The sequence below is a fragment of the Nonomuraea sp. NPDC050643 genome (assembly GCF_040654715.1).
Lineage (GTDB): Bacteria > Actinomycetota > Actinomycetes > Streptosporangiales > Streptosporangiaceae > Nonomuraea.
Genome location: NZ_JBFAIM010000021.1, coordinates 143,241 through 154,078 on the forward strand (window position 1 = coordinate 143,241; position 10,838 = coordinate 154,078).

A 10,838-nucleotide genomic window follows, 5' to 3' on the forward strand; every position below is an offset into this window, starting at 1 on the left:
GCTGATGACGACACCATGTCATCAAAAGCCCTCCACCATCCCCCTACCCAGAAAACCACCCCGTCAAGAGGTCACGAAATCGGGAGTCCCTGATGTCCGAGAAATCGCACTAACATACGAGCACATTGCCAGCCGCCCTCTCTGGAGTGATCCTTGTCCGTTCAAGCCGATGAAGCCAGGCAACGTGTAGTGGAGCTGCTCCGCGCTCATGAGGAGCAGATCATCCGTCGCTGGGCCCAGATCGCCAAGTTGCCGTCGGAGGAGCTCGTCGAGCTCTACCGGGCACTGCTCGCCGCGCTCGACGAAGGCAAGAACGACTACGCCGACGTTCGTGGCCTGCTGGCCGGGCTGTCCCGTACGCAGGCTCGCGCCGGCTTCACCCCCGCCGAGACCGCCAGGGCCGTCTTCGGCCTGAAAGAGGCGCTGTACGAGCTCGTCGAGGCCGACTCCGAGGCCGAGGCGATGCGCGGGTTCATCTGGTTCTCCAGGCTGATCGACGACCTGGGGCTGTTCACGTTCGAGACCTACGCCGCCGCCCGCGAGAAGATCATCATGGACCAGGCCGAGCAGCTCCTCGAGCTGTCGACCCCGGTGGTCAAGCTGTGGGACGGCATCGTGGCGGTGCCGCTCGTCGGCACGCTCGACTCCGCCCGGACCCAGGTCGTGATGGAGAAGCTGCTCCAGACGCTGGTCGACACCGGCGCCGAGCACGCGGTCATCGACATCACCGGCGTCCCGGCCGTCGACACCCAGGTCGCCCAGCACCTGCTGAAGACGATCGTCGCGGCCCGGCTGATGGGCGCGGAGTGCGTCATCTCCGGCATCCGCCCGCAGATCGCGCACACGATCGTGACGCTCGGCATCGAGTTCGGCGACATCGTGACCAAGTCCTCGCTCGCCGACGCGCTCGCCCACGCCTTCAAGCGGGCAGGGATCCAGGTCAGCGGCAAGCAGGGCGGACGCATCGCCATTCGAGCGGAGAAGGCGTAGTGCAGCGGGTTCCCATCCTCAAACTCGGCGACGTCCTCATCGTCTCCATCCAGATCGACCTGGAGGACCAGGGCGTGCTCGCCCTGCAGGAGGACCTGGCCGACGCCGTCGTCGACAGCGGCGCCAGGGGCGTGATCATCGACATCACCGCCGTGGAGATCGTCGACTCCTTCATCGGCCGGATGCTGGCCACGATCGCCGCGATGTGCGACATGCTCGACGCGCAGACCGTGGTCGTCGGCATGCGGCCCGCCGTGGCGATCACGCTGGTCGAACTCGGGCTCTCGCTCGGCGGCGTCCGTACCGCGCTCAACCTGGAGAAGGGGGTTGCGCTCCTGGACCACATCAAGGGCGCGACGCCGTGACCGCCGAGCGCGAGATGGCCATCGCGAGCAGCGCCGACGTCGTCGCCGTCCGCCAGGCGGTCAGGAGCGTCGCCGTCGAGACCGGTCTGTCCCTCGTCGACCAGACCAAGATCGTCACTGCGGCCAGCGAGCTGGCCCGCAACGCCCTGGTCTACGCCGGCGGGGGAGACGTGCGTATCCTGGTCGTCGAGAACGGGCCCAGGCGCGGCCTCAAACTGGTCTTCAGCGACGAAGGGCCGGGCATTCCCGACATTGAGCAGGCCCTTGTCGACGGCTGGACCACGGGCACCGGCATGGGGCTCGGCCTCAGCGGCTCACGCCGGCTGGTCGACGAGTTCGACCTGATCTCCGCGCCGGGGAAGGGCACGACGGTGACGGTGACGAAGTGGGCCAGGTGACGACCAGCCGGCGGATGGGAGAGTGGGTCCGGGCGGAGGACCCCAGCGCCGTCGGCGCCGTGCGCCGGCGAGCCGTCGAACTGGCCGAGGAGGCCGGGTTTGACTCCTTCATGATCGGGCAGACGGCGGTGGCCGTCAGCGAGGCGGTGTCCAACCTCGTCAAGCACGCCATGCAGGGCTCTGTCATGGTCCGCCTGCATCCGGAGGCCCCCGCCACCGTGGAGCTCATCGCCCTGGACCGGGGGCCCGGCATGGCCGACGTGACGCGTGCCCTGCGTGACGGCTACTCCACCTCCGGCACGCTCGGCATCGGCCTGGGCGCGATCGCCCGCATCGCGACCGGCTACGACGTGCACTCCCTGCCGGGCAAGGGCACCGTGCTCGCCCTGCACTTCACCGCCGAGCAGGCGGACCGCCCGCCGCTGCGGGCCAGCGGCCTGACCCGGCCGATCGGCGAGGAGACGGTGTGCGGCGACGGCTACGCCATCGCCGAGACCGAGACGGCCACGACCCTGCTGGTCTGCGACGGGCTGGGGCACGGCCACATCGCCGCGCAGGTCTCGCAACGGGCCGTCGAGCTGTTTCTCGAGATGCACGAGCAGGAACCGGTGGAGATCGTCCGCCGCCTGCACGCCGGGCTGAGCGGCACCAGGGGAGGAGCGGTCGCGGTCGCCCGCGTCGAGCGGGACGGCGTGCTGTACGCCGGGCTCGGCAACGTCTCCGGCTGGGTCGCGCACGCCGAGGGGCGCCAGGGCATGGTGTCGGTGCCCGGGATCGCCGGATACCAGGGCGGGCGGCTGCGCCAGTTCGCGTACGAGCTGCCCGGCTACGCCACCGTGATCCTGCACACCGACGGGCTGACCGACCGCTGGGATCCCGCGGCCACGCCCGGCCTGTTCGCCCGCACGCCCGCAGTGGTGGCCGCGGGGCTGATGCGCGAGGCCGGCAGCCGGCGGGACGACGCGTGCGTGGTGACCGCGAGGCCGGGCCATGGCGAACGTTGAGCTGATCCGTTTCAGGATCGCCGCCGACCAGGACGTCTTCGTGCTGCGCCGTCTCGGCCGCGCCGCCGCCGAGCTGGCCGGGCTGGAGTCGCAGGACCAGATCCGGGTGGCCACCGCGCTCAGCGAGGTCGGCAGGGAGATCCTCGGGCCGGGCGCGAACGCGGTGATCGAGCTCGGTGAGCGGGAGCTGCTGATCACCCTGGAGCACTTCGAGGGCGCCGACCTGGCCGGCTCCGAGGGCGTGATGCTGGCCGGCCGGCTGGTCGACGAGGTCACGCTCGACGACGGCCGTGTCACGCTCTCCAAGACGCTGCGGCCCCGGCTGCGGCCCGTACCGATCGAGGAGATCCGCGGCAAGCTGGCCCGGCTCGCGCCGATCTCCGCCCTCGACGAGCTGCGCGAGCAGAACCGGGAGCTGGCCGAGACCCTTGAGGACGTGCTCCGGCTCAACGCCGAGCTGCAGGAGACGAACTCGGGCGTGCTGGCGATGTACAACCAGCTCTCCAACGAGCTGGAGGAGACCAACAGGGGCGTGGTGGCCCTGTACGCCGAGCTGGACGAGAAGTCCAGCCTGCTCCGCGAGGCCGGCGAGGCCAGGAACCGCTTCTGGGCCACGGTCAGCCACGAGCTGCGCACCCCGCTCAATTCGGTGATCGGCCTGGTCAGGCTGCTGATCGGCCCGGGTGGCGACCCGCTCACCGAGGAGCAGCAGCACCAGGTGCGCCTCATCGGCAGCTCCACCGAGACCCTGCTCGAGCTCGTCGGCGAGCTCCTCGACATGGCCAAGGCGGAGTCGGGCCGCCTGGACCCGCAGCCGTCGGCGGTGGACCTGGCCCGCATGGCCGGGCAGTTGCAGATGACGATGCGCCCGACCAGTCAGCGCACCGGCGTCGAGCTGCGCCACGAGGTGGCGCCCGAGGTCGCCGAGCTGTACGCCGACGAGGGCATGCTGCTGCGGATCCTGCGCAACCTGCTGTCCAACGCGCTGAAGTTCACCCAGAGCGGCGAGGTGACGCTCACGGCCCGCCTCGACCCGGCCAAGGACGAGTCGGTCATCACGGTCTCCGACACCGGCATCGGCATCGCGCAGGAGCATCTGCACCGCGTCTTCGAGGACTTCTTCCAGGTGCCCCACTCGCTGCAGGTCCGATCGAGGGGGACCGGCCTGGGCCTGCCGTACGCGCGCAGGCTCGCCGAGGCGCTCGGCGGCACGCTCGACCTGGCCAGCACGCCGGGCGAGGGCACCACGGCCACGCTGCGGCTGCCGCACTACGGCGGCCCGCCGGAGCTGGAGCGGGTGCTCATCGCCGACGACGACGAGGCGTTCCGCGCCGCCGCCCGCCGCATGCTGCACGGGTTCGCCATCCACGTGGAGGAGGCCGCCGACGGGGCCGCGGCGCTCGAGCTGATGTCGGCCCGCCCGCCCGACGTGATCCTGGTCGACATGCTCATGCCGAGGGTGGACGGAAACGTGCTGCTCCAGCGCATGGCCGAGGACGAGAGGCTGAGCCGGATCCCCGTGGTCGTGGTGACGATCGCGCCGCAGCACGCGCCCGACGGGCGGCCTGTGCTGTCCAAGCACGGGCTGCGCAGGGAGAACCTGCTCCAGGCCATCCGCAGCGCGAGAGGGAAGTGGGATGATTGAGCAGGCGACCGTCCTGGTGGTCGATGACACGCCGACCAAGCGCTACATCCTGTCGAGCTGGCTGCGCAGGGCCGGCCATCGCGTGATCGAGGCGACCGGCGGTGAGGAGGCGCTGCAGACGCTCGCCGTCCGGCACGTCGACCTGATCGTCCTGGACGTGCGGCTCCCCGACATCCCCGGCTACGAGGTGTGCGAGCGGATCAAGGCCGACCCGGCCACCTCCGCGATCCCCGTCATCCAGGTGTCGGCCAACGCCATCTCGGTGAGCGAGCGCGCGGAAGGGCTGGAGCGCGGCGCGGACGCGTACCTGGCCGAGCCGATCGAGCCGGCCGAGTTCGCCGCGATCGTGGAGGCCATGCTCCGCTACTACCGGGCGCGGTGGCGGGCCGAGTCCATGGCCGCGCGCCTGGCCGGGCTGGCGGACGTGACGCTGCTGATGAACGAGGCGGAGTCCTTCGACCGGCTGCTGTCGGTCGCCGTGGAGGGCGCGGCCAAGGTGCTGGGCCGCTTCTCCGGCACGCTGGCGCTGCTGCCCGACGGCCGGACGCGCCGGTTCCGCGCCCGGCCCGGCGAGCCGGCCACCGCCCACGTCGCCGGCCCCGACCTGCTCGACCGCCTCAGCCGGATGGTGGTGCGCGAGTCCGCGCGCACCCATGTGTTCACGCTGCGCGCGGAGGACTGGCGCGGGCTCGTGCCCGACGTGCAGATCGAGGGCAGCAGCACCGGCGTGCTGTGCCGGACCAAGAACGCCCGCTCGCCCGTCTACCTGGGGGTGGAGGCCGAGCCCGAGCTCGACGCCGACGAGGTCAACCTGCTGCGCCAGCTCGGCCAGCAGCTCGCCCTGGCGGTGGACGCGCTGCGCGCCTACACCGAGGAGCACGCGATCGCGCTGACGCTGCAGCGCAGCCTGCTGCCCACCCGCATCCCGGAGGTGCCCGGCCTGCGGGTCGCGATGCGCTACCAGCCGGCCGTGGACAACATCGAGGTGGGCGGCGACTTCTACGAGGTGCTGCCGATCGACGAGCGGGTGCTGGTGGCGATCGGCGACGTGGAGGGTCACTCGCTGCACGCGGCGACCGTGATGGCGGAGCTGCGTCACGCGATGCGGGCCTCGTTCATCGGGCAGGTGGACCTGAGCGCCTCGCTCGACCTGCTCAACCAGATGATGCGCCGCTACCACCCGCGCATGACCGCCACCCTGTGCCTGCTGCTCATCGACCCGGCCACGGGGGAGGTCGAGGTGGCCAACGCCGGCCACATCCCGCCCCTGTTCGCCGGCACCGGCTCCGTCTACCACAACCTGGGCAACCTGCTGCTGGGCGCGCTGCCCGAGGTGTACCAGGTGGACCGGGTGAAGCTGCCGCCCGGCGGCACGATCCTGCTGTTCACCGACGGGCTCGTGGAGGACCGCCGCATCTCGCTCGACGACAGTCTGGAGCACGCGAGGCGGCTGGCCGAGGTCGTGGAGGACGACCTGGAGGAGTTCGCCGACCGGATGCTGCAGGCGTTCGGGGCGCGCGAGGACGACGTCGCCCTGGTGGTCGTACGCCGGGAGGCGTGAGTCAGGAGGCCCGCTCCGCAGCGCGTTCGGCATGGTGGCAGGCGGCGTAGTGGTCGCCCACCGCTTCGAGCACCGGCTCCACCTCGGCGCACCTGCCGGTGGCCTTCCAGCAGCGCGTGTGGAAGCGGCATCCCGGCGGCGGAGCGACCGGGCTCGGCGGGTCGCCGGCCAGCATGATCCGCGAGCGTCCCCGCAGCCGCGGCTTGGGCACCGGCGCGGCCGACAGCAGCGCCATCGTGTACGGGTGCGCCGGCTCCCGGTACACCCCCGCCGCCGGCCCCACCTCCGCCATCCGCCCCAGGTACATGACCCCCACCCGGTGGGACACATGCCGCACCACGGCCAGGTCGTGGGCGATGAACACCAGCGCCACCCCGAGCGTGCGCTGCAGCTCGGCGAACAGGTTGACCACCTGCGCCTGCACCGACATGTCCAGCGCCGACACCGGCTCGTCGCACACGATCACGTCGGGCTCGGTGGCCAGCGCCCTGGCGATGCCGACGCGCTGCCGCTGGCCGCCCGAGAACTCGTGCGGGAAGCGGCTCATCCGGTCGGGGGACAGGCCCACGAGCGTCAGCAGCTCCCCGACCCGCTCCCGCGTGGCCCGCGCGCCCGTGGCCAGCCGGTGCACGCGCAGCGGCTCGGCCACGATGTCGTGCACGGTCATGCGGGGGTTGAGCGAGGTGAGCGGGTCCTGGAAGACCATCTGGACGCGGCGCCGGATGTCGCGCGGCACGCCGCCGCGGGTGAAGAAGGGCCGGCCGCGGAAGGTGACCTCGCCCTGGTCGGGGCGTTCGAGGCCGACGAGCATCCGGGCCAGCGTGGACTTGCCGCAGCCGGACTCGCCGACGATGCCGAGGGTCTCGCCCGCGTGCAGCTCCAGGTCCACGCCGGCGACGGCGCGGACGGCCCCGCCCCTGGACAGCAGCCCGCCGCGGTAGGTCTTGTGCAGGTTCGAGGCCCGCAGCACGGGCTCAGGCGAGGGCGCCATGGAGCATCTCCTCCGAGTGGTGGCAGGCGGCGTACCGGCTGGAGCCGGTGTCGAGGAGCCGCAGCGGGGGGCGGGTGCTCGCGCACAGCTCGCTCGCGCGGTCGCAGCGCGGCGCGAACGAGCAGCCGGGCGGCACGTCGGCGGGGCTGGGCGGGGCGCCGGGGATGGCGCGCAGCTCCGAGGCCGGGCTCTCCAGGTCGGGCACGGCCGCCAGCAGGGCCCCCGTGTACGGGTGCGCGGGCAGGTCGTACAGCTCCTCGGCCTGGCCGCTCTCCACGATGCGGCCCGCGTACATGACCGCCACCCGGTCGCTGACCTCGGCAGCCACCCCCAGGTCGTGGGTGATGAGCAGCACGGCGGTGCCCAGCTCGCGCCGGAGCCGGTCGATGAGCTCGAGGATCTGCGCCTGCACGGTCACGTCGAGCGCGGTCGTCGGCTCGTCCGCGATGATCAGGTCGGGTTCGAGCGCCACCGCCATGGCGATGAGGATGCGCTGCCGCATGCCGCCGGAGAACTGGTGGGGGTAGTCGCCGACGCGCCGGGCGGCGGCCGGGATGCCCACGAGGTCGAGCAGCTCGATCGAGCGCGCCCTGGCCTGCCTGCGCGACAGCCCCCGGTGCACCCTGAACAGCTCGCCGAGCTGGTCGCCCACGCTGAGCACGGGGTTGAGGGCCGACAGCGCGTCCTGGAAGACGAGCGTCATCGCGCTGCCGCGCAGGCCGCGCAGCTCGTCGGCGGACATGGTGAGCAGGTCACGCCCGCCGAGCCGGGCCGCCGCGCAGCGCACCCGGGCGTTCGGCTGGTCGAGCAGGCCCATGACGGCCTTGGCGGTGACGGATTTGCCCGAGCCCGACTCGCCGAGCAGCGCGAGTGTCTGGCCGCGCTCGATGGTCAGGTCCACGCCGCGCACCGCCGGGATCTCGCGGCCGTGGGCGGTGAACGTGACGTGCAGGTCGCGGATCTCCAGGACCGGTGGTTCGGTCACCACACCCCCTCCGAACTTGGTGACGAAACTTGTCGTTAACATCGGCTGTGTTGCCGGAAAACAACTTCAATATTGTCTTTCGCGCCCGATCCTGGCATGCTTCCGGCAATCGGACAAGAGGGGATAACAAGTGCTGGAAGCCGCGAAGAGCTATAAGGGCTACCGTTCCTACGACTACCTGGAGGCGGGCGCCGACTACCGCCGGTTCGACCTGGCGCCCGAGCTCGGGCGGGTCCCGGCGTACCAGGGGCCCGAGCTCACCTCCGAGCAGCGCGAGCGCGTCCGGCGCCTGCTCACCGACAGCCTGGTCGTCTCGCTGCACGACCACCCGTCCGTCTTCCCCGACGACATCAGCCAAACCGTCGACTACAACCGCACCGCCCGCCACCACACCGGGTACGAGGGCCTGGCCCGCTCCGGCATGACCGTCGTCTTCGACAACCTCATGGACGGCACCTGCTGCATCACCAGCCAGGCCGGCTGGAAGTGGAACGACGTGATCGCCGACATCGGCATGCGGCTGTCGGACATCGCGCACCAGGACTTCCTCATCAAGGTCGAGCGCCTGGCCGACGTGCACGAGGCGCACGCCGGCGGCCGCATCGGCCTCGTGCTCGCCCTCGAGGCGGCCACGATGATCGAGAACGAGGTCGACCGGATCGACATGCTGTACGGCTTCGGCGTCCGCCAGATGGGCATCGCCTACAGCGAGGCCAACACCCTGGGCAGCGGCCTGAAGGAGCGCGGCGACGGCGGCCTGACCCTGTTCGGCGAGAAGGCCGTGCGCCGCATGAACAAGCTGGGCATCGCCATCGACGTCTCCCACTCCGGCGACCAGACCTCGCTCGACACCATCCGCCACTCGGACAAGCCGATCCTCATCACCCACGCCGGCGCCCGCTCGGTCTGGCCCACGAACCGGATGAAGCCCGACGCGGTCATCCAGGCGGCGGCCGAGCGCGGCGGCGTGATCGGCCTGGAGGCGGCCCCGCACACCACCCTGTCACCCGACCACCCGCGCCACAGCCTGGAGTCGGTCATGGACCACTTCACCTACTGCGTGGACCTGGTCGGCATCGACCACGTCGCCTTCGGCCCCGACACGCTGTTCGGCGACCACGTGGGGCTGCACGACACGTTCGCCGAGCACCTGTCGCTCAACGAGGCGCACGCGGGGCAACCGTACGAGAAGGTCGCGTACGTGGACGGCCTGGAGAACCCGGCCGAGTGCTTCTGGAACATCATCGCCTGGCTCGTCACCCACGGGTACTCCGACGACGAGATCACCAAGGTCGTCGGCGGCAACGTCATGCGCGTGCTGGAAGAGGTCTGGATCTGATGAGACGTGGAGTCATCCTCGCGGCGCTGGCCGTCGCCCTTACCGCCTGCGCGCCCAGCGTGCCCGGCTCGTCGAGCTCCGCGGCGCCCGCCACCGCCGACCGGCTGACCATCGGCACGACCGCCGACGTGGTCAACTACAACCCCCTGGTGGGCAACAGCCGTACCGACTCGTGGGTCACCAACCTCATGTACCCGCACCTGACCCAGATGGACGAGGCCGGCAAGCGGATCCCGTACCTGGCGACCGAGTGGTCCTACTCCGAGGACGGCAAGACCGCCACGGTCAGGTTGCGCGACGACATGAAGTGGTCCGACGGCAAGCCCGTCACCGCCGACGACGTCGTGTTCTCGGTGACCGCCGTGCAGAAGGAGAAGTTCGGCGTGGTGGCCGGGCTCATCACCGCCCTGGACGAGGCCGAGGCCGTCTCGCCGACGGAGGTGCGGTTCGAGCTCACCCGCCCCGACGGCACGTTCCTCGACAACGTGGGCTTCTGGCTGCCGATCGTGCCCAAGCACGTCTTCGAGAAGGCGCCGAGCGTGCAGAAGTTCGCCAACGACGCGAACTGGGTGAGCGCCGGGCCGTTCAAGCTGACCAAGGTCGAGCGCGGCCAGCGCTACATCCTGCAGCGCGTCGACGGCTTCGGCCCCGGGCAGCCGGCGGTCAAGGAGGTCGTGTTCCGGGTCTTCCCCGACGTCAACACCGAGGTCCTCGCGCTGCGCAACGGTGAGATCGACCTCATCGGCAACGTGCTGCCGCCCGCCACCGCGACCGAGCTGAAGAGCGACCCGAAGGTCACGCTGCAGCAGATCCCGTCGCTGGGCTGGGCGCACCTGCAGTACAACACCAAGCGCAAGCCGCTGGACGACGTACGCGTGCGCCGGGCCCTCGCCCACGCCGTGGACTACGAGGCCATCAGGAACATCGCGCTCAAGGGCTTCGCCAAGTCCACCAACTCCAGCGTCCTGACGCCCGCGCTGCCGGGCTGGGCCGACCCGTCGTCGAAGGAGTACGTCTTCGACCCGGAGCAGTCGAAGAAGCTGCTGGCCGAGGCCGGGGTCACCGACCTGAGCCTGAGCATGGTCTACGACCAGGCCGACCCGAACATCGCCCGCTGGGCCCCCATGGTGCGCGACTCGGCGAAGAAGGCCGGGATCACGATCAAGCTGCAGGGGCTGGAGCGGAACACGTACCTGGACAAGACGCTGAAGCGCGACTTCGACATCTACGCCGGCTCCTGGGCGGTCATGGACAACCCGCCCGCCAACCTCGGGCTGGCCTTCAAGAGCGGCGGGTTCATCAACTACGCCCAGGTCAGCAACCCCAAGCTGGACGGCTTGATCGACAAGGGGCAGCGGGCGCTCACCCCTGAGGAGGCCAGGGCGCCGATCCAGGAGGCCGCCAGGATCATCCACGAGCAGGTCTACGACAACGTCCTGTACGTCGAGACCTTCAACATCGCCCACTCCACCCGGTGGACCGGGTTCAAGCCGATGCCCAGCGAACTGCTGTCCATCCTGAACCCGCTCTCCCTGGCCGCGGCCAAGCCGGCGGGCTGAT

General features: G+C 70.8%; 10 protein-coding genes. 8 read left to right on the forward strand and 2 right to left on the reverse strand.

All coding sequences use genetic code 11. The annotated features are described in order from the left end of the window. Positions 1-189: 189 nt before the first annotated feature. The 6 genes from AB0I15_RS28245 to AB0I15_RS28270 are packed head-to-tail and all read left to right on the forward strand — an operon-like array spanning position 190 to position 5,963. The gene (locus AB0I15_RS28245) at positions 190-990 is read left to right on the forward strand and encodes an STAS domain-containing protein (RefSeq protein WP_358101724.1); all 801 of its coding nucleotides are present in this window, start codon (positions 190-192) and stop codon (positions 988-990) included. Continuing rightward, complete coding sequence (locus AB0I15_RS28250) at positions 990-1,355, forward strand: STAS domain-containing protein (protein WP_358101726.1); 366 nt, start codon at positions 990-992, stop codon at positions 1,353-1,355. Before AB0I15_RS28245 ends, AB0I15_RS28250 begins: the two co-directional genes overlap by 1 nt. Next, on the forward strand, positions 1,352-1,753 hold the full coding sequence (locus tag AB0I15_RS28255; protein WP_358101728.1) for an anti-sigma regulatory factor: 402 nt from the start codon (positions 1,352-1,354) through the stop codon (positions 1,751-1,753). Before AB0I15_RS28250 ends, AB0I15_RS28255 begins: the two co-directional genes overlap by 4 nt. Beyond that, positions 1,750-2,757 carry an ATP-binding protein gene (locus AB0I15_RS28260; RefSeq protein ID WP_358101730.1) on the forward strand — a complete coding sequence of 336 codons (1,008 nt, stop codon included), beginning with the start codon at positions 1,750-1,752 and terminating at the stop codon, positions 2,755-2,757. The genes AB0I15_RS28255 and AB0I15_RS28260 overlap by 4 nt, the downstream gene beginning before the upstream one ends. Continuing rightward, on the forward strand, positions 2,744-4,402 hold the full coding sequence (locus tag AB0I15_RS28265) for an ATP-binding protein (RefSeq protein ID WP_358101732.1): 1,659 nt from the start codon (positions 2,744-2,746) through the stop codon (positions 4,400-4,402). Before AB0I15_RS28260 ends, AB0I15_RS28265 begins: the two co-directional genes overlap by 14 nt. Continuing rightward, positions 4,395-5,963, forward strand: a complete 1,569-nt coding sequence (locus tag AB0I15_RS28270; protein WP_358101734.1) for a SpoIIE family protein phosphatase — start codon at positions 4,395-4,397, stop codon at positions 5,961-5,963. The genes AB0I15_RS28265 and AB0I15_RS28270 overlap by 8 nt, the downstream gene beginning before the upstream one ends. Position 5,964: 1 nt before the next feature. On the opposite strand, the gene AB0I15_RS28275 is transcribed toward AB0I15_RS28270, so the two are convergent. Both AB0I15_RS28275 and AB0I15_RS28280 read right to left on the reverse strand, forming a co-directional pair. Then, on the reverse strand, positions 5,965-6,954 hold the full coding sequence (locus AB0I15_RS28275; RefSeq protein ID WP_358101735.1) for an oligopeptide/dipeptide ABC transporter ATP-binding protein: 990 nt from the start codon (positions 6,952-6,954) through the stop codon (positions 5,965-5,967). Continuing rightward, positions 6,938-7,939 (reverse strand): ABC transporter ATP-binding protein, encoded by a 1,002-nt coding sequence (locus AB0I15_RS28280; protein ID WP_358101737.1) that lies wholly within the window; start codon positions 7,937-7,939, stop codon positions 6,938-6,940. Before AB0I15_RS28280 ends, AB0I15_RS28275 begins: the two co-directional genes overlap by 17 nt. Positions 7,940-8,069: 130 nt before the next feature. Here AB0I15_RS28280 and AB0I15_RS28285 point away from each other — a divergent pair, with 130 nt between their 5' ends. Both AB0I15_RS28285 and AB0I15_RS28290 read left to right on the forward strand, forming a co-directional pair. Beyond that, entirely contained in the window at positions 8,070-9,278 is a 1,209-nt protein-coding gene (locus tag AB0I15_RS28285) for a membrane dipeptidase (protein WP_358101738.1), read from the forward strand. Continuing rightward, entirely contained in the window at positions 9,278-10,837 is a 1,560-nt protein-coding gene (locus tag AB0I15_RS28290; RefSeq protein WP_358101740.1) for an ABC transporter substrate-binding protein, read from the forward strand. The genes AB0I15_RS28285 and AB0I15_RS28290 overlap by 1 nt, the downstream gene beginning before the upstream one ends. Position 10,838: the final 1 nt, after the last annotated feature.

Bases quoted from the DNA above. Each gene is read 5' to 3' on its own strand.
- AB0I15_RS28265 (WP_358101732.1), top strand. From the start codon at position 2,744: ATGGCGAACGTTGAGCTGATCCGTTTCAGGATCGCCGCCGACCAGGAC.
- AB0I15_RS28275 (WP_358101735.1), bottom strand. From the start codon at position 6,954: ATGGCGCCCTCGCCTGAGCCCGTGCTGCGGGCCTCGAACCTGCACAAG.
- AB0I15_RS28290 (WP_358101740.1), top strand. From the start codon at position 9,278: ATGAGACGTGGAGTCATCCTCGCGGCGCTGGCCGTCGCCCTTACCGCC.
- AB0I15_RS28270 (WP_358101734.1), top strand. From the start codon at position 4,395: ATGATTGAGCAGGCGACCGTCCTGGTGGTCGATGACACGCCGACCAAG.